Origin of the sequence: Photobacterium pectinilyticum (assembly GCF_024357955.1) — a bacterium.
GTDB lineage: Bacteria > Pseudomonadota > Gammaproteobacteria > Enterobacterales > Vibrionaceae > Photobacterium > Photobacterium pectinilyticum.
This window is the reverse complement of record NZ_JANEYT010000032.1, coordinates 18,259-40,611: the sequence shown is the minus strand read 5'-3', so window position 1 is coordinate 40,611 and position 22,353 is coordinate 18,259. Positions and strand designations below refer to the sequence as shown.

18 protein-coding genes are annotated in these 22,353 nt (G+C 44.1%); 8 read left to right on the top strand and 10 right to left on the bottom strand.

Going from position 1 to position 22,353, the window contains the following annotated elements:
* Positions 1-4: 4 nt before the first annotated feature.
* Positions 5-1,699, top strand: a complete 1,695-nt coding sequence (locus NHN17_RS14470; protein WP_255043278.1) for a BatD family protein — start codon at positions 5-7, stop codon at positions 1,697-1,699.
* 265 nt (positions 1,700-1,964) lie between these two features.
* Complete coding sequence (gene sstT / locus NHN17_RS14465; protein WP_255043276.1) at positions 1,965-3,206, top strand: serine/threonine transporter SstT; 1,242 nt, start codon at positions 1,965-1,967, stop codon at positions 3,204-3,206.
* A 70-nt stretch (positions 3,207-3,276) separates the two neighbouring features.
* Here sstT and NHN17_RS14460 read toward each other — a convergent pair whose 3' ends face one another.
* A complete protein-coding gene (locus NHN17_RS14460) occupies positions 3,277-4,251 on the bottom strand; it encodes an OmpA family protein (RefSeq protein WP_255043275.1) in 975 nt (324 codons plus the stop codon).
* Positions 4,252-4,586: 335 nt separating this feature from the next.
* On the opposite strand from NHN17_RS14460, the gene NHN17_RS14455 reads away from it, so the two are divergent.
* The gene (locus NHN17_RS14455; protein ID WP_255043274.1) at positions 4,587-6,080 is read left to right on the top strand and encodes an NAD(P)-binding protein; all 1,494 of its coding nucleotides are present in this window, start codon (positions 4,587-4,589) and stop codon (positions 6,078-6,080) included.
* Between the two features lie 107 nt (positions 6,081-6,187).
* Here the strand turns inward: NHN17_RS14455 and NHN17_RS14450 are convergent, their stop codons facing one another.
* From NHN17_RS14450 to NHN17_RS14440, 3 genes are all read right to left on the bottom strand, one after another.
* Positions 6,188-6,511, bottom strand: a complete 324-nt coding sequence (locus NHN17_RS14450) for a cupin domain-containing protein (RefSeq protein ID WP_255043273.1) — start codon at positions 6,509-6,511, stop codon at positions 6,188-6,190.
* Positions 6,512-6,559: 48 nt separating this feature from the next.
* Positions 6,560-7,222, bottom strand: a complete 663-nt coding sequence (locus tag NHN17_RS14445; RefSeq protein ID WP_255043272.1) for a chromosome segregation ATPase — start codon at positions 7,220-7,222, stop codon at positions 6,560-6,562.
* A 220-nt stretch (positions 7,223-7,442) separates the two neighbouring features.
* Complete coding sequence (locus NHN17_RS14440; protein WP_255043271.1) at positions 7,443-8,504, bottom strand: PTS sugar transporter subunit IIC; 1,062 nt, start codon at positions 8,502-8,504, stop codon at positions 7,443-7,445.
* 273 nt (positions 8,505-8,777) lie between these two features.
* Between NHN17_RS14440 and NHN17_RS14435 the strand changes: the two genes are divergently transcribed.
* Both NHN17_RS14435 and NHN17_RS14430 read left to right on the top strand, forming a co-directional pair.
* The gene (locus NHN17_RS14435) at positions 8,778-9,689 is read left to right on the top strand and encodes a DNA ligase (protein ID WP_255043270.1); all 912 of its coding nucleotides are present in this window, start codon (positions 8,778-8,780) and stop codon (positions 9,687-9,689) included.
* A 754-nt stretch (positions 9,690-10,443) separates the two neighbouring features.
* A complete protein-coding gene (locus NHN17_RS14430) occupies positions 10,444-11,586 on the top strand; it encodes an MFS transporter (RefSeq protein ID WP_255043269.1) in 1,143 nt (380 codons plus the stop codon).
* A 622-nt stretch (positions 11,587-12,208) separates the two neighbouring features.
* Here NHN17_RS14430 and NHN17_RS14425 read toward each other — a convergent pair.
* A complete protein-coding gene (locus NHN17_RS14425) occupies positions 12,209-14,971 on the bottom strand; it encodes a hybrid sensor histidine kinase/response regulator (RefSeq protein WP_255043268.1) in 2,763 nt (920 codons plus the stop codon).
* A gap of 102 nt (positions 14,972-15,073) precedes the next feature.
* On the opposite strand from NHN17_RS14425, the gene NHN17_RS14420 reads away from it, so the two are divergent.
* Entirely contained in the window at positions 15,074-15,553 is a 480-nt protein-coding gene (locus tag NHN17_RS14420; RefSeq protein WP_255043267.1) for a hypothetical protein, read from the top strand.
* A 3-nt stretch (positions 15,554-15,556) separates the two neighbouring features.
* Positions 15,557-16,609, top strand: a complete 1,053-nt coding sequence (locus NHN17_RS14415; protein WP_255043266.1) for a porin — start codon at positions 15,557-15,559, stop codon at positions 16,607-16,609.
* A gap of 284 nt (positions 16,610-16,893) precedes the next feature.
* On the opposite strand, the gene NHN17_RS14410 is transcribed toward NHN17_RS14415, so the two are convergent.
* The gene (locus tag NHN17_RS14410) at positions 16,894-17,811 is read right to left on the bottom strand and encodes an ROK family protein (RefSeq protein ID WP_255043265.1); all 918 of its coding nucleotides are present in this window, start codon (positions 17,809-17,811) and stop codon (positions 16,894-16,896) included.
* A gap of 130 nt (positions 17,812-17,941) precedes the next feature.
* Here NHN17_RS14410 and NHN17_RS14405 point away from each other — a divergent pair, with 130 nt between their 5' ends.
* Positions 17,942-18,157, top strand: coding sequence for an acetyltransferase (locus NHN17_RS14405; protein WP_255043264.1), 216 nt, complete (start codon positions 17,942-17,944; stop codon positions 18,155-18,157).
* A gap of 95 nt (positions 18,158-18,252) precedes the next feature.
* On the opposite strand, the gene NHN17_RS14400 is transcribed toward NHN17_RS14405, so the two are convergent.
* The 4 genes from NHN17_RS14400 to NHN17_RS14385 all read right to left on the bottom strand — a co-directional run bounded on the left by NHN17_RS14400 (position 18,253) and on the right by NHN17_RS14385 (position 22,350).
* On the bottom strand, positions 18,253-18,840 hold the full coding sequence (locus NHN17_RS14400) for a PqiC family protein (protein WP_255043263.1): 588 nt from the start codon (positions 18,838-18,840) through the stop codon (positions 18,253-18,255).
* Positions 18,840-20,486 (bottom strand): intermembrane transport protein PqiB, encoded by a 1,647-nt coding sequence (gene pqiB / locus NHN17_RS14395; RefSeq protein ID WP_255043262.1) that lies wholly within the window; start codon positions 20,484-20,486, stop codon positions 18,840-18,842. Before pqiB ends, NHN17_RS14400 begins: the two co-directional genes overlap by 1 nt.
* Positions 20,479-21,813, bottom strand: a complete 1,335-nt coding sequence (locus NHN17_RS14390; RefSeq protein ID WP_255043261.1) for a paraquat-inducible protein A — start codon at positions 21,811-21,813, stop codon at positions 20,479-20,481. The genes pqiB and NHN17_RS14390 overlap by 8 nt, the downstream gene beginning before the upstream one ends.
* A 192-nt stretch (positions 21,814-22,005) precedes the next feature.
* Entirely contained in the window at positions 22,006-22,350 is a 345-nt protein-coding gene (locus NHN17_RS14385; protein ID WP_255043260.1) for a 4a-hydroxytetrahydrobiopterin dehydratase, read from the bottom strand.
* Positions 22,351-22,353 lie beyond the last annotated feature (3 nt).

Here is a 22,353-nt window from a genome sequence, read left to right as displayed (position 1 = left end):
ATATATGATCATTAAAAATATGTTTAACAATTATCGATATTCATCCCTTTGCTGGCAGCATTGGTCAAAAGGGTTATTTCTGGGCTGGCTTCTGGCCTTTTCATCACCTTCATTCGCAGCTCAAGCTATTGCAACAGTTTCCAAGAATATTGTTGGTGTTAACGAAGTGTTCCAGCTCACTATCAATGTTGATGACAACGTCAATACTAACGCGCTCGATCTCAGTAATCTTGATGTTCATTTCAATTACGGCACACCGTCTGTAAGCAGCGGTACCAGCTTTGTTAATGGTGTTGTGACGAGGCAGACGGAGTGGAAGATAGCGGTTGCGGCAAAGGAAATTGGTGAGTTTACCATTCCCAGCTTTCGTATTGGCGCCAGCCAAACTGATCCGATTACGATGACAGTAATGAAGTCTACCAACAAGTCAGCAAGTACACCGTCAAAGCCTGAGATAAAGATTGATGCTGAAAGTAACAAAAACCAACTCTATGTCGGTGAAAGTTTTCGCTATACAGTAAGAATTCGAATTGGTGAGCAGATGAGCCAAGCGGCACTGCAAGCACCTTCAGGTGATGGCCTCAATGTTAAGCAGGTTGGAGAGGACAGACAGGTAGAAACCGTACTCAATGGTCGCCGTTATCTCATTATTACTCGTGATTATCAAATTACGGCCAACAAAGACGGTGATATCTTACTGCGTGGTGCAAAGTTTACCGGGAACCTTATCAAGGGCAACCGAGGATTTGGATCCACACTTCAAATCCCATTCGAGCAACAAGCAGATGACTTGAGCCTATCGGTTTTAGCTAAGCCAGCTGACTACAAAGGGCTATGGCTGCCGACTGAGGCACTTGAATTGGATCAGCAATGGCAACCAGATGTCAACGAAATGAAAGTCGGCGAGCCAATCAGCCGAACCATTACATTGCGAATCAAAAATGCCGAGCAAAGCACCCTACCCAACCTCAACTTGCAATACCCAGATTCTGTTCGTGTTTATGATGAAAACCCTGTGTATGGCAGTGACAATGAATTTACTTCGATGACCATAAAACAAGTCATTATTCCTCGTCAGGCTGGTGAAATCACGCTGCCAGCTTTATCAATCAACTGGTGGAACACAGAGGCGTCAAAACAAGAAACGAGCAAGATTGATGGTTTAGTGCTAAATGTGCAACCCGGAGACCCAAGCACCCAAGCTTTTTTACCGCCACAAGCTTTGCAATCAGATAACGCGGCACCTGAAAAAAACACCGTTCAAACAGAAATCATTCGAGACAGTGGTTGGTGGCCATGGCTGAGCTTGTGTTTAGCCATACTGTGGCTTACTACGCTAATATTGTTGCTCTTTGAAAAATACAAGCGTAAACAGCAACCTCGCAATATTACATCTGGTCAGGCTAAACAGCCACTTTCGCCTGTGGATGGCATGATTCAAGCGTTAGAGCAAGATCAACCCATTCAATTGCAAAGCTACTACCAGCAATGGTTAAAGCACTCCCCTAACCATCCATTACATGACGAGCTGCACAAGGCCATACAAAATGTCATGCAGCGAGAGTACAGCAAAGATAAAAGCCAGAAAAAAGAAGCCAGCAAGATGGATGCACTATTAATCATGCAAAAACTGAATAAAAATACCTTTGAAAATGTAAACGATAAGTCAAGTGCTCTTGCACCAATAACCCCGCAATAACAGCACTTTATTACCCTCACGGCCCACCTTACGGTGGGCTTTTTAACATCCAGAGCAAGCTTGAAACTCCCATTCTTAACAACCCACCTTTTAGGCCCCTAATAGAATTAAAGACTTCACAATAAGCGGAAACAAGTTGTTAAAATCAAGTAAAGCAAAAGTTTCTTCAATAGATAGTGGAAATGTGCAAGAATTCCTGTTACAAAAAGTATCGCTAACGAGATTTAATGCTTAGCGTCAAAACTATAAATATGCAGGATGTATTATGAATCAAACACAACCCTTTCTAGCCCGAGTTGCAAATGGAAGCCTGGTCGTACAAATACTTATTGGTATTGTCGCCGGTGTTCTTCTTGCACTCCTCGCCCCCGCTTCAGCCGTTAAAGCCGGCTTACTCGGCGGTTTATTCGTCAGCGCCCTAAAGGCTGTTGCTCCAATCTTGGTCTTCATTCTGGTTGCTTCTTCTATTGCTAATCAGAAGAAAGGTGCACATACCAACATGAAGCCAATCATTGTGCTGTACCTCTTCGGTACTTTAATGGCTTCACTGACAGCTGTAACCATGAGTTTCCTTTTCCCGACCACTTTAACTCTGGTAACAGGCGCAACGGGCGCAACACCACCAGAAGGTATTGCCGAAGTATTGAATACGTTGTTGTTCAAGATTGTTGATAACCCAGTCAATGCCCTTATGTCTGGTAACTTTATTGGTATCTTGGCATGGGCCATTGCCCTTGGCTTTGCCCTTCACCAAGCCAGCGATGCAACCAAACAGGTTTTCCACGATGTGTCTAACGGCATTACCCTTATCGTTCGCTTTGTGATCCGTCTGGCGCCTATCGGTATTTTCGGTTTAGTTGCCAATACCTTCGCTGAAACAGGATTTGACGCGCTGTTCGGCTACGGACACCTACTTGCCGTGCTATTGGGCTCGATGGCCGTGATTGCCTTTGTTGTTAACCCAATCATTGTTTTTGTAAAAACCAAACAAAACCCATACCCGCTGGTTCTTCGCTGTATCCGCGAAAGCGGTATTACGGCATTCTTCACCCGTAGTTCAGCGGCAAACATCCCTGTAAACATGCAGCTTTGTAAAGATATGGATTTGCATGAAGACACTTACTCTGTGTCAATTCCTCTGGGCGCTACCATCAACATGGCTGGTGCGGCAATCACGATTACCGTACTAACGCTCGCCGCTGTCCACACTATGGGAATTGAGGTTGATGTTGCAACAGCGATTCTACTAAGTGTTGTTGCGGCGGTATCAGCTTGCGGAGCATCTGGTGTTGCCGGTGGCTCACTACTTCTTATTCCATTGGCATGTAGCTTGTTCGGTATTCCAAACGATGTTGCGATGCAGGTTGTTGCTGTAGGCTTCATCATCGGTGTTATCCAAGACTCGGCTGAAACAGCTCTGAACAGCTCAACCGATGTTATCTTTACTGCAGCTGCTTGTAAGGCCGCAGAAGCTAAATTAGAAGCCGCTGATATGAAGGCGGTATAATACCAATAGTTAAAAACTAAAAATCCAGCATCGAAAGATGCTGGATTTTTTATTGAAACCTTGTGCGAGGTTATTGGTTCATTTCGAACCCAGGAACAAACACTTCCACACGACGGTTTTGTGCACGCCCCTCATCAGTATCATTGCTGGCTACAGGCTCTAGCTCACCACGGCCCTGGGCAACAATTCGGTTCTTATCGATACCGAAATACTGACCAACATAGCCTGCAACAACCGCTGCACGCTCTTCAGACAGCTTCTGGTTGTACTCTAATGTACCTCGGCTATCGGTATGACCGACTACATACAGTTGAGTATCAGGGTATTTCACCAGCTGTTGAGCAACAGGCTGCAGTAAGTCGATATCTTCCTGAGTCAGATCATCACTGTCAAAGGCAAACGGAAGGGCAGCGCCAACCGCTTCAACTTTAACCACTTCTGGAACAGGTTCAGGCATTGGCTCTGGTTCAGGCTCGATGACAGGAACAGGAGCTGGCGCTCCCCAATGGTAAACCAGGCTCAAACCGTAAAAATGCACATCACTTTGACCAGGGGATTCCGTTTTACCTACCTGGTTATAGTACTGGTATTCTGCACGAGCTGATAAGTCATTATTGAAGAAGTACTCGACACCGACACCTGCCGTCCCTGCCAAGTTGTTATTGTCGTCATTAACATTGTCATTATCGACAAATGCGACAAAACCACCCAATTTACCGTATAAATCAAACGATTCAGTCATCTCGTAGGTAAACTTACCTACTAAGTCTATACCTTGAACTTCAAACCCATCACTGCCATAGTCGGCTTGACCTAAGTAGGTATAACCACCTTCTAACCCAAACCAAGAGTTGAAGTTATAACCAACAAATACACCACCACCCCAATCATCCTTATCGGCGTTTTGGCCTTTAATGACCCCGTCAAGATTATCGAACGTTGTACCACCGACCCGTGCGCCCACATACCAAGGGTTGTCTGTGGCAGCGTGAACAGCGCCGGATATCAATAGTGCAAGCGGGAGAACTTTGAAGACTTTATTCATAACTAACTGTCCTTATTTTATTATTACCACTACCACATTATGTGTAGAACAAAGAACAGCTTTTGTACAAATTTAGATAACAAAATTCTTCAACAAAAAGAGCAGATAACGTGCTTTTTATCGTTATTCATCACCTCATAACACTATAACTCTTTGATAAAATGCTCGTGTCCATACGCCTGTTTAAAATGGTGTTGCTAAGTACAGGTTAACCATAGAAAAGTACCACAAAAAACATCAATCCTAATGACCCTATTCTTTTTCGGTTTTCAATGTGATCTATGCACAGTAGAATCGGGTAACTTACACATTGTATTTTAACGAAGCGCATTTATATGAAAGAACAAGCTAATCCGCACATTCATCGCACCTCTTTTTCGGTAGGCATTATTGGCGGTGGCATAGCAGGCTCAACTATTGCGCTCCGTTTAGCTGAGTTGGGAGTCAATGTAGAGATCTTCGAGGAAGGTACCAGTCTTGTTAATGGCCCTCCTATCTGCCACCTTCATGCTGGTGGTAATCTATACCGTGAAATATCAGACGAACAATGTACCGCCCTACTTCAGCAGTCAATTGATTCACTAAAAGTGTTTCCCCATACGGTGAATATCCGCCCAACAGTAATAGCAGTGCCTAAACATGATAACGGCGACCCAAATGCCTTGTTGCCTCGCTTAAGCAAATTAAAACAAGTGTACAGCCAGTTAGTCAAAGAAGATCCCACCAACCGGGTTATCGGTAACCCTGATCAGTATTTCAAACTCTATGACAAAGAAGATTTACAGGCTTTATCATCGCAACCAATGCCCGCTCAACCGATACGCTTTGATGATTGGATGATCCCAGTCGCTAAAAACCTCGAACTAGACCAGTTTAAGTACCCATTGGTTTTGGTACAGGAATACGGTTGGAGTGTCTTCCGTTTAGCGGCAACAGCTAACCTTGCATTAGACAAATTAAACACTAGCCAAGTACATACCCAAAGCAAGGTGACTCATGTAGAGCAGCAAGCCGATCAATCTTGGCTAATTGAATACCAGCAGTACGACAATTCTCAGCAGGATCACATCACTCGCCGTAGCCAAGTCGACTACCTAGTCAATGCGTGTGGTTTTCAAACTGGTGAAATTGATGACATGGCAAAACAAAAACGAAATCGCTTGGTAGAATTCAAAGCCGCCTATGTAACCCAATGGCCGGATAGCCAAGGTTTTTGGCCTGAAGTGATCTTCCATGGTGAGCGAGGTACACCGGACGGTATGGCGCAGCTTACTCCATATCCTGATGGGTATTTTCAGCTGCATGGCATGACTGAAGAGATCACCCTATTCAAGCAAGGCCTCGCAAAGAGTACACCTAGCAGCGCACAACCAAAACTTGCAAATACCTTCATCCGAAAAATAAAGTCTGGTTGGGACAAAAGCGAAATCGACATCCGCTCATCCCGTGCGATTAAACACATGTCACGTTTTGTCCCTAACTACAAAACAGCCAGCGTAGGTGGGAAACCACTTTTTGGTGCTCAGCAAATACCCGGGGACGACATCACCCTACGCGCCGCTGATGTCTCCTTTGCAGGTCAGCGTTATGCCCGCGCCGAGATTGTCAAAGCCTCTTCAGCACTTTCAGCTGCAAACAGTATTGTTGAGAAATTACAATCTGAAGAGCTGCTTCGCTCACCAAGTAACGAAGTAGTCATTGAGCAGTGCTTCCCTGTGACGCGGTCACTTTCTGCAATAGATGTCGAACGATATGCTATACAGCTCGCCCATGAGCGAGACTATCCAGAAGCATTAGCAAAAACATTCTCATTTGAATTGAGCGATTAAGCGCAATTAAAACTAAAAGTTAACTCGGGGTATTTCGATGCCCCATTATTAACTTACACAGTCATAGCCGAATATCATCACAGATGACTATCCCGCTTATAGTGATATCAATGCCCTGAATAAAACACCGCAAGCCATATTGTATCCTGAGCTGGGTCAGTCCATGATACTCGGTGACGTTGGTGGGCCGGGATATTAAGGTGATCACCGGGCTCCATGCGAACCTCACGCATCCCCTCTTCAAACAAGATTGTAGCGCCCCCCTTCATCACCATAACCCATTCACATTCCTCTTGATCGTACCAATCCCCTTCGGGAGTCACATGGCCACGAGAGACTATACGCTCAACCCTCACCGAATCCGTATTAACAATATCTTCAAACAACTCATCAGGTAACGATGACGGAATTGCGGCAAAAAGATTATCCATAGACACTCCAAAAAAAGAGGCGAGCCTTAGCTCGCCTCTTTCTATACATTATTTTGGTCTTGGGATTTCGATTTCAATCCGCTGATTCAATGAATCCAGCTCTTGCTCAAGTGCGGCAAGCTGGGCTTGCTCATCTTCAACGACTTTAAGCCTGGCATCGTACTTATCACAATCAGCTTGCGATACCCAATTCCAACCGGTTCCTGATTTAAACTCATCACAAGCTTGTTTAAACTCAGCCGCTACCTGCTGTGCTTTCTTGACGTCGAGCTTGGCCGCATTGATTTGCTTCTGCAGCTCCAACTGCTGCTGATACAAAACCTTGGAATTATTCAACACCGCTTTTTGTTGTTCAGCAGTACTGGTGAGCTTAACAACCTGGGTATCAAGTTTTTTCTTCTTCACCACCAGCGTTTTCTGTTCAGTTGTTAGCGCCGCGATTTGCTTCTCGAATTGTATTTTCTGATCGTCAATCACTTGCTGTGTTGCTTTCAATTCGGTGCGTAACTGCTCAATCTCAAGAGCGCTTTGTGTTTGATGCTGCTCTAGCTTCAATTCAACGGCCGCTTTTTCAGTCGTCAATTGTTTGTTTTTTATTTGAAGTTCTGCGAACTCTTCTGGGCTCGGGCTAGGCGAGCGGTGCCAAACAGCGGTTGTCAACAACCCACCAACCACCAACCCTGCGACTAATGATAATTTCCAAGATGCCATATCACAATATCCATAAAGTTCGGTAAATATTCCCTTTACTGAGTAGCAATACAGCCTTGTACGCCATCAACCTATAGACTAGGGGGAAGTAAGCCCCTTTAGTACTAAGAGGTAAACTACCAGTATAGAGAAAACCAATGTCAGACTTAAATCAAATTTTAACAAATTTATATATACCTAAATAACTTGGGTGCTGTTAAGTTACTTGAGATATATAGGACTACTGTAAATTCAACGTCAGATCACCAGGTTTGATCCATCCCGCCTTTCTGAACAACTCAGAAAATGCCAATGTCAGTATCGCAGGGAGCACAAAGTGCATCAATAGTATAACGCTGTACATCGTCATGCTGTCCCAGTTAGCCCCTTCAAGGGCAATAAAACTCTGTATTTGACCAACAAAACCAGATGTTCCCATACCGGCGCCGAGAGGTGTATTCTCTAATTCAAATATAGTCGTTGCGATTGGCCCAAGAATAGCTGAAGTCAAAATAGTTGGGATCCATACTTTATAATTCTTAATAATATTCGGCATTTGCAGCATAGAGGTTCCTAACCCCTGCGCCATTACTCCAGCCCAACGGTTTTCCCGGAAACTCATGACCGCAAACCCAACCATTTGAGCACAGCATCCGACCGTCGCCGCTCCAGCGGCAAGGCCGTTTAGGCTTAGCATAATGGCGATTGCAGCACTGCTGATCGGGAGAGTTAACGCCATCCCCATCAAAACAGCCACAGCGACTCCCATCAAAAATGGCTGTAAAAGTGTGGCTGACATGATGAGATCACCAAGCGAAGTCATGAACTGTCCGATATATGGCCCAATTAAGGTTCCGACCATGACGCCACTCACCATGGTAATCGCGGGCGTAACCAGTATATCGACTTTGGTTTCATTCGCGACCAATTTACCAAGCTCAATTGCAATCAATGCCGACACAAATGCCCCGACAGGGCCACCTAGCATTGCCCCAGCGGCTCCAACCGTTGTTACAGAAAACATTACCAACGGTGGCGCTTTTAGGGCATAGGCCACAGCAACAGCGATTGCTGGTCCTGTCATTTGCTGCGCCAATGGCCAAAGGGTATCTGTAAACAAAGGGATGGCAAATTTGATCCCAACTGTATTCAATATCGAGCCGATGAGAAGTGAGGAAAACAAACCCAACGCCATAAAGCTCATTGCATGGATGAAATAGGTTCGTGGTGAAAGTGTCACCCCTTTTCGAAGGAAAAAAGCATGGCACTGGAAAGAGAAAGTCGTAGGCTGGATATTTGACATGGCTAAGTCGTAATTCTTTATCAAAAAGCACAAACGTCCAATTCTATTCCTACCATGTCAGGATGCAACAAAATATCACAAAACAGCAAATAATGATCGGCATACCCAAACAGGGTGGCACTTCACAAAAAAACTGACACCTCTACTTTGGGGGTGTCAAAAATGCTTGATGCGTCGTATATCAAAGCGCCTATCACCAATGATATTTTTGTCAGTGCACTATCCACCTCTATTGTTTCGGTTATTATTTCGCACTTAATAAGGCCACAAACAATGAATCCTCCTCTTTTCCCGCCACGCATACAACTGAGCTCTTTGTCATCAATGATCTTATTTGCAATCAGCCCTTTTAATCCGGTGTTCGCTTCAACCGCAATAAGCCAAGAGCTAATGCACGCTAGCAGTATGAATATAGAAACCTTAGCGTTTAATAATGACATCAAAGACCAGCTACAACATTACTTTGCCAGTGAGAAACTGGATGGGATAAGAGCCATTTGGACCGGTACATCACTGGTCACCCGCCAAGGTAACCCAATCATTGCCCCACTGTGGTTTATTGATGCCTTACCCAATAACATATGGTTAGAAGGAGAACTATGGGTTGGCCATCAGCAGTTTCAATTGGTCAGCAGTATCGTTCGCGACCAGCAACCCAACGAGAAAGAATGGCAGAAAGTAAAATTCATGGTTTTTGATTCTCCTTCCATGACCACACCATTTGAAGCTAGGCTGAAAACCCTTGAGATGCATATCCAATCCATAAATCAACCACACATACAATTGGTACCACAATACGAAATCACCCATGTCTCTGAATTAGAGCACCTGCAAGATACTATCGAGGCCAAAAATGGTGAAGGTGTTATGCTGCACCGCAAAGACAACCTGTACCAGCCGGGACGTAATAACCAACTCATAAAACTGAAAACCTACCAAGATAGTGAAGCTGTCGTTGTAGGGTATGAACCAGGCAAAGGTAAATATCATGGGCAGATGGGAGCAGTCTGGGTCGTTACACCTGAAAATAAGAAATTTAAAATTGGTACAGGCTTTAGCGACCATGACAGGCAGTCGCCACCTCCTCTGGGTTCAATTATTCATTACCGTTTCAATGGTTTTACTGACAGTGGGATTCCTCGCTTTGCACGGTATCTACGAGTACGCAACAGCCCAGATTCATAAAAACTCAAGACGTCAAACAAAAAAAGTACTACTCCCCCGCTACTGAGAGTAGTACCTGAAAAGATGTGATATACCCAAGCACCTTGACGCTCCATGGGGATATGTACCATCGGCAGCAACCATCCTCATTATAAATAGTTTCAGATTGCCTGTTAGATAAAGCACAATTCTTGCCATTTTTTGGCCTATTTAAAATCAATACTTTATGTATACGAAGTCACTATCGTTGCCCCAGTAATGTGAAGACTTGCACCAAGCTGTAACATAGCCTCAAACCGCTAAAGAGCGACATATTCACCTAGACAATAAAAATATCATCTTTTAATCATTCAAATACGTAATAAAATGGTTAACATCGAATTAGTTAGCACTCTAATGATTTAGCGATTCATACTGACAATTAAACTTTGAAAACTAAACATTAAAATCAAATTTTTTCAATAAATTAAAAATAAAACAAATGATTATAAAGAGTTCACTTAACATTACCAAACAAAGTAATAAATACCCCGCATTAGCCAGATGAATCTGAGTGGCTTTTCACATTAGAATTAGTCATTTTACTCATTGACCTTTTATCGCCATATTCCCGACCAACGAAAATTCTTGCGGCTTTTCTCTGCCGAGATCATTGCACGAACAGCTATAAACCCAACTGTTCCCAAATGTCTAAAAATCGCTTGGGTATTTCACCTTTCTGCCGTTTACCTCTTTTAAACGGTAAGTATTAACTTTGCTTTTGGAGATCACTGTAGTGATTGAGCACGCTACAACGCCTGTTAAGAGTCCAGTTTGGGTTCCAATATTAGGTCTGACTATTTTTGCCGTTGCCTCAGGGTATTTTATGAGTGTGTTGCCTCTAACTTTGGTTAACCACCACATACCGAATGCCGCAGCAGGTTGGCTAGCAAGCATATATTATTTCGGCTTGCTTGCTGCCGTGATTAAAAAAGTAGGACACCGAATAGCATTTATGGGGTTCGTTGCAATCCTTGCTGCTTCTGTTGCTTTCATGGGGCTGACTTCAACGCTTGGCCTGTGGATGGCAAGCCGGTTTGTCGCAGGTTTTGCGGTTGCCGGGATCTTTGTCGTCATTGAATCATGGCTACTGATTGGCGATAGCAAAGAAGAGCGGGCGAAGAACCTCGGCCTGTATATGACAGCATTGTATGGCGGTACCACGGTAGGTCAGTTCGGTATTGGTTTAATTGGTGCCAGTGGATCTTTGCCATTTATTGCTACGGTCACTTTACTTCTAGTCGCCATGATTCCAGCAATGACCGCCAAGCAAGCAAACCCAGCCCAAGAGGAGCATGTTAGCTTAAGCTTGCAGCAAATCCTGGCACTCAGCAAACCAGCATTAATTGGCTGTCTTGTGTCGGGTATTGTAATGGGCTCTATCTATGGTTTATTGCCACTAGCACTAAGAGCAGCAACCAGCAATCTAGAGCAGGTAGGTAGTTTATTGGCAGCAACAGTATTAGGTGGTATGAGTATTCAGCCTGTGCTTAGTAAGTTGTCCTGTCGAATACCGAAGACACTGCTGCTGGCATTGGTGAGCCTGTTAGGCGTATTTGCCATGGGCTTAGTTCACCTAGATAACAGCTACGGAGTTCAAGTGATGGCTTTGGCTCTGCTGGGTATGTCGGCATTTGCGCTATATCCGATTGCGATTACGCTAGCTTGTGACGGGTTAGAATCGGCTTCGATTGTGTCTGCTACGCAAATTATGCTGTTTAGTTACAGTGTGGGTTCGGCTTTTGGTCCAGTTGCGGCGAATTACTTGATGCATACAGAAACGGGGTTGACTGGTTTTTTCTTTGCGGTGCTACTTACAACAGCCATTTACATGTTGATGGTGAGTTTGCGAACCAAGCCAACAGCGCTGGCTCAATAGCATTTTTAGATACAAAAAAAGAGCGGGCGCGACTTTCGTCGCGCCCTTTGGTCTTACATGCAGCAATCCGGCTACTATAGTGCTCCCTGCATCACTCCATGATAAAGCTGTATCCTTCAGCGCTTCCCTTTTATATCCGTCCTGGACATGTCCTATTGGTCTCGCCTTGACCCGTCGATTCTTCCTGTCTCGACTCTCTTCTCCATCCTGGAGGTGTCCCTAACTTCATCCTGAAGTGGTCCATTTCTGTCGTCCTGACTAGTAAGTATCCTACTTACTGTATCGTTTCCGTTCGATATTCCCTTCACAGTCCCTGTTCGATAAATCATCCTGATTCACCGCCCTCATCCTGAGGGTGCCAACATCCTTGGCCTCTTTCCTGTTCCGTTCCGTCAGTTCCTTCCGACGCAGTTAAGATTACGTGAACTGAGATTCTAAACAACCGTCAAAGATCACATTTTTTATGTCCACTTCATCCCTATACAACAAAACACCTATAAGAGCTTGATTTAAAAGTATTCAACAATTAGCAAAAAAAAACGCTGGCATGCATAAATATAAAAATCTCACTACTTTGTGAGAGATCTCTTACAAGCCAGCGGGATAATTACGTCAAATTCAGTTATACCGCTTGGTCTTCAACCCCTTCAGTCTGTTTAAACGTCTCCAGTTTCTCTAACAAAGTGTCTTTTTTAAATGGTTTGGCAACATAATCATTCATGCCTACTTCATAACACTTCGAAATGTCGTCATCGAGCACACTGGCAGTAAGGGCGATAATATGCAGGCTTGGCTGGCCTGTTTCTTTTTCCAACTCACGGATAGCCTGTGTCGCGGTAAAGCCGTCCATAACAGGCATCATACAGTCCATTAAAATGGCATAGTATCTATTACCGTCTTTCACCTTATCCACGGCCTCTTGCCCGTTGTTTGCTATATCAAATTGATAACCCGCTTTCTTCAAAAACAAACTCGCGACTTTTTGGTTAACAGCGTTATCCTCAACGATCAGAACCCGAGGCTTATCAGAATCTGATGCCTCAACGCCGGGAGCTTGAACAGATTGAGTATGATTCGATGGAATGCTGCCAACTCCAAGTGTATTTGACGCCGTTTGTTCTTCTGCAACAAAGTCTGCTCGTTGGTTCGAAGAATCCGCTTTTTTCGCCACAAGGGCTCTGTTAATCGTCTTAACTAAACGCTTACCAAAGAAAGGCAGGGTTACAATACCCGATATCAGATTACCGAAATCATGTTGTTCATCACGGTGGTCTATGCACAGTATGATATTCAATTTCGGCATCAGTGATTTAATCAAGCCAAGATCATACGTGGTTTGCTTAATATTCTGCTGACAGTAAAAAATGACATCAAAATCGTTTTCCTGCTTGTCTGATAGATCAGCAACATCAGCTGACTGCACTTGCATCCCCAATGCTTTACACTCACTATCCACTCGGTACTTCGCGCTCTTATTAGCCCCAAGTACTAACCCCCTTAGGGCTTTCAAGGCATTCAACGAACTATCATGTGTTTCGCATACTTCTACGTCTAGGCTGAAGTAAAAGCGACTACCAACCCCTTTTTCTGACTCTAGGGCTAATTGCCCCCCCATGAGTTCAACTAACTGACGACAGATAGCTAAACCTAACCCTGTACCTCCGAATTGACGTGTAATGGAGCTATCTTCCTGAATAAATGGTGCAAACACCTGCGCTTGCTTGTCTTTCTCAATACCAATACCTGTATCTATCATGGAGAAGTTAAGCTGGGCACGACCATCCTGGTGCTGGATACAATCGATCTCTAGAGTCACCCCACCCTCTTGGGTAAACTTCACGGCATTCGACGCCAAGTTCATCAATACTTGCCGTAAACGGTGCTCATCCAAAATAACCATCGACGGCAAGCCTGGGGCTAATTTCACGTCGAGGTTAAGTTTGCTGGCTGCAGCCTTAGCAAGTACAACGGTCATCGTATCGTATGCAACCTCATCAACCCTGCTTTCGCTCGCAGCCAATATCAAGTTACCCGATTCTATTTTTGATAAATCCAAAATATCATTGATAAGTAGCAGCAAGGTCTGAGAAGACGTTTCAATGGTCTGTAAGTACTCGATTTGTGAGGGTGACAAGTCTGTATCGGCTAAAATACCGGACATACCAATAATGCCGTTAAGCGGAGTGCGTATTTCATGAGACATATTCGCCAAAAAAGAACTTTTCGCTAAGTTGGCTTTTTCAGCTTCGTCTTTGGCAACAATCAGCTTGTTATGATTTTCAATTCGCTCCTCAATCATGCCATTTAACTGATGACTGAAGATCGTAAACTCATCCTTCCCATCAACCTTAATTTTGGCAGCGGAATGATCATTGCTGCTGGTTTCCAACAATGACATTGATTTGAGAACCCGGTGTAGATATGAGCCTATGCGTCTGATTAAGTTTACCCCAAGCCAAATCATCATTACGACAGAAAGCGAAATCACAAAAGAATATAACCAAATCAACCTCTTAGATTGACTGATACTGTTCTGTATATCTTGGGCTAATTCGCGACTAATACTAGTCACCACAAACTGAATCAATGTATATCGTTGATCCAATGCTGAAAACGAATCGCTTTGGGTAAATCCAGAAAATGAATTTGAAAAGATACTTGCGCGTAATTGGTAACTTGTGGCAAAAACGGGGTTTGCAAATATTGTTCGGAGTAGTTCAATCTGTGTTGGCGTGGCGTTGACGGATAAATACCTTTCGATGATCAATTGCTGCCTTTCGATTATCGTATCTAATTGTTCCTTGTACTCTTCCGCTTGTTCTGGTTGATTGGCAATGATACGGATATACCAGTTTTCCTGCTGAGCCCAAAGTTGTAACCATTGAAGTTGGTACAAAACTGATAGCTTTTGCTCAATATTGGGATCAGCCACATTCAGCGGCGCCCTTTCAAGCGATACCAAATTATGTATAAGGAGATCAAACCCCCAATCAGACCAATCATTAATATCTAGCGGTTCGACAAATTCATACTCGGCGATCAAATCTTTCATTTCAGCACTGGAAGATAGTTGCTCGGTGGAATCAACATTTGGGAATGCTTTTGGAATTAACGCTGAATAGTGTGATGCCTGTTCAAGAGAAAGATTTGCTGTTTCATTATTTTCAGTACCAGAAAGCTTATTTATTTTTAATTCATGGATTACATTCGAAAACTGTGAATTCGCTTTCAGCAATTCCATCCTTGCCATTAATGTATTTAATGAAGAGACCTTATCAAATAAGCCTGAAATCTCTATCACAGCAAACAAACCAGAAAATGTAAGTGGCAGAACAACAAGAGAAATCAGCCTAAATTTTATCGAAAACCGATTAAGCAGCCCCATAACCTCACCTTGATCAAAAAATCCAATTTTGTATATTTGTACTAACGTCAATGTCTACTAACATTTATAGCAGGTATGGGAACGAATGATGGAACTAAATCAATGATCAAAGGATTGACTTTAAAAAACTTATTGTCTTTCACATTATTATTGACACTATTGCCAATAATAACATTGCCAGCCTATGGCGACGACAATACTAAAGATATCGAGTTTGCTGTTTTTTCATTAAATAGTGATATCCCTGCACTTACCAAAAGTAAGGCTAGGATGCTGTATAAGGGAAAAACCAAAAAACTTAACGGTAGCATCAAAATTGTATTGGTGGATTTACCAGAAAAATCGATACACCGGGAAGAGTTCTACAATATGTTATTGGGAAAGTCGGTGTCGCAGATGAATGGCTATTGGGCAAGCCTATCATTTTCAGGGAAAGGCACCCCACCAGAAGAGCTTAGCAGCGATGACATCCGAGATATCATTGAGTGGCTAAACGATAACCCTAACGGCATAGCGTACGCGCCTGTTAGTGCCGTTCCTGAAAATGCCAATATACTCATTACCGTCTTACAAGGAGAGTAAGGTATGACTCAGAAATCATTACTCGCAGTCGCTCTGCTTGTATCCCCTTTAACCAGTATGGCTACAATACAAGTAACGGATAATTTCTCAATCAGTGGTTTTGGCTCAACCTCAATCACAAAGTCGGACAACAGTGCTCCTTTATTTGTAAACCGCGAAATAACCGACAACACCTGTTATGACTGCGATACCATCTTCGGACTACAAGCCGACCTATCCATCATTGATGATTTAAAAGCCTCTGTTCAAGTCGTTAAGCGCCCTCAAGATCATTGGTCCAGCCCTGAGTTGGAGTGGGCTTACTTAAATTACGAATTCAGCCAGTTCTCTGTACGGGCAGGTAAATTACGTATTCCTCTTTTCCTTGTTTCAGAGTACTTCTATGTTGGTCAGGCTTACCCATGGGCACGCCCACCACAAGAGGTGTATGACAGTATTCTTGGCTTTACATCCTTTGAAGGGGCGAGTGCTTCATGGCTATGGGAGTTCAATGACGAGACCGTGGTGAGGTTTAGCCCTTTCTATGGTTTAGAAAACGACAGCACACTTAATATCAGTGGCCGTCGATTAACGTTCAAGTCTGACTATATGGTAGGCTTATCTGCCGAAGTTAGCGGCTTTAACTATCGTGTTCATTTTGGCTATATGAACTCAAAATACATAGTGTCTCCTAGACCAAATTCAGACAAGGAAACACTGAATATTTACACCCTAGGTGGTGAATACTCGATGGATGACTGGCTATTTATGTCAGAAGTGCAAACAGACGATGTACAAACCAACTGGTATGTCAGTGCAGCGTATAACATCAACAAGTTCACCCCTTACCTAGTTTATGGAGAAAGCCACGACCGCAGAAAGACCAATAGCGTCACTGCTGGTGTTCGTTATGATTTAACCCACACAGTGTCACTCAACGCCGAATGGCAGGGTATCTATATGAACCGTAAAGACTATAACGATGGAAATAGTGGGCAATTTATCTCACCTCCTATTTTATATAATGAAGACAAAGACGCTCAGCTTTATACCTTAATGCTCAATTTCATCTTCTAACGGTCACTAAGGGCACTTTGGCAGCCCGAATAAAGAAGCGTCCTCGGTCATGGCCATGGTCTGAGACGCTTCTTCTCTTTGTACCTGAATGCCCCCTCATAATACCAATCTGGATAAGTCGTTGATCAAGTATTTGCACTGGAAAAATCGTTGTTATCAAGGCAGATATTGCAGTAATTAGTGGCTCTCATTACAAAATATCTAACGCAGAGAACAGCGATTTTAACCTACAAGGCTGATCAAATATTCATGTAGGTTGGTATAAGCACATTTATTGAATGACACTACTTCACGAGCATCGCAGCACCAAAGACCCCAGCACTGTCGCCCAACGCCGGTTTAGCCAACACTGTGTTTAGTTCGGGGTTAAACAGATGAGGTAAAATCGCATCTCTACCTTTAGTATAAAGAGAGTCTATATTACCCACTCCGCCCCCCACTACGATCACATCCGGATCCAACACATTGATAATCGAAGCAACAGCAAGACCAAAATAATTATGTAACCGCTCCAGTGTTGTTTGTGCCAACCCATTTCCCTGCTCTGCCAGTACCACAATTTCAGGTAAACTCAATGAACACTTATCGCCTGAATCACTTTGCTCCCGATAGAAGCGCTCCAACCCTTTTCCTGACATAACCGTTTCGACACATCCTTGCTTGCCGCAATAACAAGGGGCACCATTTACCTCCAGCACATTATGCCCCCACTCGCCGGCAATACCGTGGCAACCATTAAGCACCTTACCGTTAACGACGATACCGCTTCCGACCCCTGTTCCCATGATGATCCCGAATACAACCTCAGCATCAGGTTTTATATCTTGAACGACACCTAGCCTTGCTTCAGCCAAAGCAAAACAGTTAGCATCATTGGCTAGACGCACAGGGAAGCCGAGTAAAGATTCCAAGTCTTTATCCAGAGCTTGACCATTTAGGTGAGTCGAGTTGCAGTTTTTCATGGTACCGGTCGCCGGGTCTAAGGTACCGGGCGTACCGAAGCCGACCGTTTGGGGGGATTCACCAACGTCTTGAACGCATAGATCAATCAGCTTTCTGATCTGCCCCAATACATGCTGGTACCCTTTCTCGCCTTCGGTGGGGAGACGTTTGCGCAGCACACAGTGGTCATCATCATATTGCATTACAGCACACTCAATCTTCGTGCCGCCAAGGTCAACGCCCCAATAATACTTGCCCATAGCTATCCCCATCAGTCTGGTTTTCACACATGCTCTGCAAAGCGCGTAAAATCAGCCATACTTATACCAAAACATAATGGCTACTGATGGTTATTATCGTCATTAATTCAATATATTTTGGAGATTTGTGATGTTTCTAAAAGAGTCACGCACTGGTGATTTAGTTGACGTCATCGACATGTCTTCTTTGGTCAACCCATTTTCCTCGCATGTCAAAGTGCAATATCAATCAGGTGAAGACTTGGCTGATCCTGTCGCCATCGACAAACAGAGCTTGGCCTTCCCTTCCGGTGAAGAATTACCAGAGTGCTGGATCAACGGCTATTACCGACATGGTCAGCGTTAAGCTCACTGAGGATAGGACCACAACTGCAATAGAGCCCTCATTGTGAGGGCTCTTTTCTACCGATAAAAAATAATCCTAACACTGATCAAACAGGCTTAAAATGTAAGCCCATTAATACTTTGGCTGATCTGGTTAGTTAATCGCGTCACCCCTTCAGAAAGCGCCGTTACTTGAGCATCATAACCATCTTGCTCTAGAGGCACTTGGATGAAAAATGGCTGCCTAGCCAAAGTTTCACCTTGTTTATCAATTAACAACCATTGTCCGCTCAGCTGTGCTAACCCCGTATAATGCCCGTTGAACTGGGTAAATTTCACCTGAAGCTTGGGCAACGTACTACTGTTAACCGCAGGCGTTAACTCATCAAACCAATACTTGGATTGTTTCTGCCGTAAGTCTTCGGTAATGATACGGGTTAACTGGCGAGAAAGACTCTCAGCCCATAGATTCTGCTGCGCCTGTACCACCTCCGTTGCACTGGTTTGATAAACCAACCCAGTTCCCGCTAAGTGCTCTGCAACCTCAACAGGTCGAACAATCACCACTGGTTGATGCTTGTTGGCAAACGCCATGGTTAACTCGCTGTTTTGATTAGGGAGCAGATACGTTTTCGTCACCGGCTCCGTTGAACTACACCCAGCCCCCGCCGTCAGGACTAGCGCCATAAAAATTCCTTTGTACATTATTGACGTCCTCCGACTGGGGTTGGATCGGCAACTTTTTCACCACTAAAAATAAGTGAATTGGGCTTCTCGTTTATCTGTCGCAATACGGGCTGCAGCTCGGTCATGACTTGCTCGAACTGTATTAATGCCTGATCCAAATTCTGATAGGTCGTTCCATCAGTACCATAACTGTCGAGGGTATCTTGGATTTGCTGCAAACTTCCTCGAATTTCTCCTGGAATTGCCTTGGTATCTTTCTGTGCAAGCAGGCTATTGAGCTCTGTTGCTACTTTTTCTGCCGCTCGCAACGTCTGCTGCGACGTTTCCAGAGTTTTGTTCAGAGTTAACAAGGTATCTTCAACAGGCAGCTCATTGAGCTTTTTCAACATTGAAGCAATTTCTTTTTGAATTTGGGCAAAGCCTCCCGCTTTCGTCGGAAATACGTCGTAGTCACCATAGCGCTGGCGTATATAGCGTTTCTCGTCAGCAAAAAGACTGACATCAATTAACAATGCACCAGTCAACAAGTTCGCAGTTTTCAAGGATGCACGCAAACCATATTCGAATTCCTCTTTTAGGCTCGATTTTAACATGTCGAGATTGTCGTAATGCACATGCGACTTCACCCTGTCCAACTCAATACGCACCAACACAGGAATTTCTTTGTTGGAGAAATTTTTATCACTATGAAGCATATCGAGCGGCACTTTGTTAACTGTACCAATTCGTATACCGCGATACTCAACTGGAGCCCCCACTTGCAAGCCACGCACAGACTCATTAAACAACATCACATATTCGAGGTAGTCTTCATAAAAGCGCTCTCGTACTTGCTTAAGATTATTGTATAAGCGGAATTTGGATTTCTGCTTAGTGATGAGCTCACCAGCCTCTCGCCCTCTAGGCACTCTAAAGCTCACACCACCGGTGATTAACGATTCTATTGAGCCAATTTTCAGGCTGAAACCTTCTGCAGACATCTGAAGATCCACTCCGGATGTCAGCCAAAAACGGGTTTTCTTTCGAATAAGGCTGTTGTACGGCTCAAAAATAAATAATTGGTAATGGGCTTTTTTGCTTTCCGTATCAAAAGAAACGTTTTCAACCCGGCCTACCGTAAAGCCCTCATAAAGTACCGGATCACCGATGCCTAATTTACCCGCTTCATTGTGAGTGAGAACCAGACGTAGCCCTTTGGCATCTGGCGGTGCTACAGGCGGAATATCCAACACATCAAAAGTACGTTGCTCTTCATCACTTTTCCCCGGCTGCAGCTGTATATAAGCACCCGATAACAACGTATCTAACCCCGACACCCCTGATTTACCAATACGCGGTTTCACGACCCAAAACAGGGTATCAACCTTGAGCATACGGGCCGCGTCTTTGTCCATTTGGGCGGTAACCTCAATCGCACTGTAATCTTCATTCAATATCACGTCTGTCACTACACCGACTTTGACATTCAACGCTTTGATTTCAGTTTTACCGACTTCTATCCCTTCGGCGGTGTCGATTTTCAACACAATCTCAGGGCCTTGGCTGGTAATAAACTGGAACAACATCCAAATACCAATCCCAACAGCAATGACAGGTACCAACCATATAGAGGATATTTGCTTTATGGCTTCTTTCTTAGCCTGCGGAGGTGAGGGGTCACTCATAACTATTCTTCTCTTTTTTATCGTTCACATAGCCTGCGGGTGAGACAAACGCCGAATCCTTGGGCCAAAACACGCGTGGATCAAAAGTCATTGCCGACATCATGGTCAACAGAACAACACCGGCAAAAGATAAAGCCGCCGGGCCAGGATAGATCGCCATCAAGTTCTGAAGTTGAACCAAGGCCACCAAAATCGCCACAACAAAAATATCAATCATCGACCAACGGCCAATAAATTCTGTAATTCGATATACCTTCAGCTTTTGTACGGCTTTCTTTTCATCTGAACTACCGCCCTTTCCTGCCATAATATACAGCCAAGTTAGTGTTATAATCTTGGCCAGTGGGATCACGACACTCGCAATAAAAATCACCGCGGCAATCGGATAGGATTTTAATTGCCACAATAGCACTACCCCTCCAAGTATGGTCGAACCTTCCGCCTTGCCTAAACTAACCGTATACATCATGGGATACAGATTGGCTGGAATAAAAAAGATTGCCGACGCGATAAGTAATGCCCATGATCGCTGTAACATCTGTTGCGGTTCATAGGGGTGAAGACGGCCATGGCAGCGAATGCAGCGCGCATGTTTCTCTTCAGTTAACGGATTCAATTGAGAGCAGACATGGCAGCTAATATGATTATGGCTGTTATGACAATCTCCAGCTTTAACACCATCATGTGGTTTAAGTGGTAAAAATTGTAACCACAGCCAAGTACGATCAGCCATCGACACACATTTCACTACCAGCATGGTGTACAAACAAAACGCCCAAAAGGACATGCCCAAACCAATATCAGCCAATGACGCAATTTTAATCAGGCTGACCAATACTCCAATCAGAAAGACGTCGACCATCAACCATGGCTCAATACGTATCATTAACCGGCATAATCGCTTTTCCCACAACGCTATTGGTTGTTTGTCAGATTGTTTTAGCCTTTGATCTGCCAGGAAATATAAATAAAGCAGAGAAAGTAAATACAATGCCGGTAAAACCAATACCGTTAATAACAGCAATAAAGCCAGCAGGCTGTTTTGGAAAACACTGAGCATTTCGGCAGAGTGCATCAAGGTGATTTCCTGACTTATCCCCTGCACGCTGAAAGACATAAAAGGGAAACTGATGCTGGCAACCAGCATGACCAGGCTGGCCAAGCCATAAGACAAGGGTCTCTGAAATGGCTGAGCAATACGTTTAACCAATGTGTGGTGGCACCTTGGACAAACCGACTTCTCATCGTCTTTGAGCTCTGGCAACGCAACCACTAATCCACACTCTTCACAGCCGACTAGTGCTTGTCGTTGTTGTGGTTCACCCATTTGTACCTCAATCTGCCTTGTTGATTTGCAAGGCTGTCCTGTAAGAGAGCATTATATTACTCCACTTAAGTTCATATCTCATATTTAAGTTATTAGCACATAACAGAAAAAGCACCCGGTTTATTAAGGTGCTTCTCTGAAATAAGAGGGTTTATTGGGTCGTGTGACGTTCAACAGTCAACACTCCCTAGGCTAGTCTGCATTCAATAGCTGATCTGTTTTTGCCGCACAGATAAAATCATTCTTATGAAGCCCCTTGGCTGAGTGGCTCCACCAGCGAACTTTAACCTTGCCCCACTCCAGTGTGATTTCAGGATGATGGAATTCTTCTTCGGCCAGTGCCGCAACCTTGTCGGTAAACGCCCAAGCCAACTTGAAATTTTTGAAGGTAAATTGACGCTCCAACTGCTCGACACCAGCCACGTCGATCGCCTGCCACTCAGGCAAGGTTGCCAATAAAGCGATTTTTTCATTCTCTGTGACTTTTGGTGCCCCGGCATGACACGCTTCGCACTGTTGTTCAAATAGTTCTGTCATCAG

Excerpts from the sequence above, each read along its gene's own strand:
- sstT (WP_255043276.1), top strand. The coding sequence starts at position 1,965 with ATGAATCAAACACAACCCTTTCTAGCCCGAGTTGCAAATGGAAGCCTG.
- NHN17_RS14435 (WP_255043270.1), top strand. The coding sequence starts at position 8,778 with ATGAATCCTCCTCTTTTCCCGCCACGCATACAACTGAGCTCTTTGTCA.
- NHN17_RS14455 (WP_255043274.1), top strand. The coding sequence starts at position 4,587 with ATGAAAGAACAAGCTAATCCGCACATTCATCGCACCTCTTTTTCGGTA.
- NHN17_RS14445 (WP_255043272.1), bottom strand. The coding sequence starts at position 7,222 with ATGGCATCTTGGAAATTATCATTAGTCGCAGGGTTGGTGGTTGGTGGG.
- NHN17_RS14460 (WP_255043275.1), bottom strand. The coding sequence starts at position 4,251 with ATGAATAAAGTCTTCAAAGTTCTCCCGCTTGCACTATTGATATCCGGC.
- NHN17_RS14470 (WP_255043278.1), top strand. The coding sequence starts at position 5 with ATGATCATTAAAAATATGTTTAACAATTATCGATATTCATCCCTTTGC.
- NHN17_RS14425 (WP_255043268.1), bottom strand. The coding sequence starts at position 14,971 with ATGGGGCTGCTTAATCGGTTTTCGATAAAATTTAGGCTGATTTCTCTT.
- NHN17_RS14385 (WP_255043260.1), bottom strand. The coding sequence starts at position 22,350 with ATGACAGAACTATTTGAACAACAGTGCGAAGCGTGTCATGCCGGGGCA.
- NHN17_RS14440 (WP_255043271.1), bottom strand. The coding sequence starts at position 8,504 with ATGTCAAATATCCAGCCTACGACTTTCTCTTTCCAGTGCCATGCTTTT.
- NHN17_RS14390 (WP_255043261.1), bottom strand. The coding sequence starts at position 21,813 with ATGGGTGAACCACAACAACGACAAGCACTAGTCGGCTGTGAAGAGTGT.
- NHN17_RS14420 (WP_255043267.1), top strand. The coding sequence starts at position 15,074 with ATGATCAAAGGATTGACTTTAAAAAACTTATTGTCTTTCACATTATTA.
- pqiB (WP_255043262.1), bottom strand. The coding sequence starts at position 20,486 with ATGAGTGACCCCTCACCTCCGCAGGCTAAGAAAGAAGCCATAAAGCAA.
- NHN17_RS14415 (WP_255043266.1), top strand. The coding sequence starts at position 15,557 with ATGACTCAGAAATCATTACTCGCAGTCGCTCTGCTTGTATCCCCTTTA.
- NHN17_RS14450 (WP_255043273.1), bottom strand. The coding sequence starts at position 6,511 with ATGGATAATCTTTTTGCCGCAATTCCGTCATCGTTACCTGATGAGTTG.
- NHN17_RS14405 (WP_255043264.1), top strand. The coding sequence starts at position 17,942 with ATGTTTCTAAAAGAGTCACGCACTGGTGATTTAGTTGACGTCATCGAC.
- NHN17_RS14410 (WP_255043265.1), bottom strand. The coding sequence starts at position 17,811 with ATGGGCAAGTATTATTGGGGCGTTGACCTTGGCGGCACGAAGATTGAG.
- NHN17_RS14400 (WP_255043263.1), bottom strand. The coding sequence starts at position 18,840 with ATGTACAAAGGAATTTTTATGGCGCTAGTCCTGACGGCGGGGGCTGGG.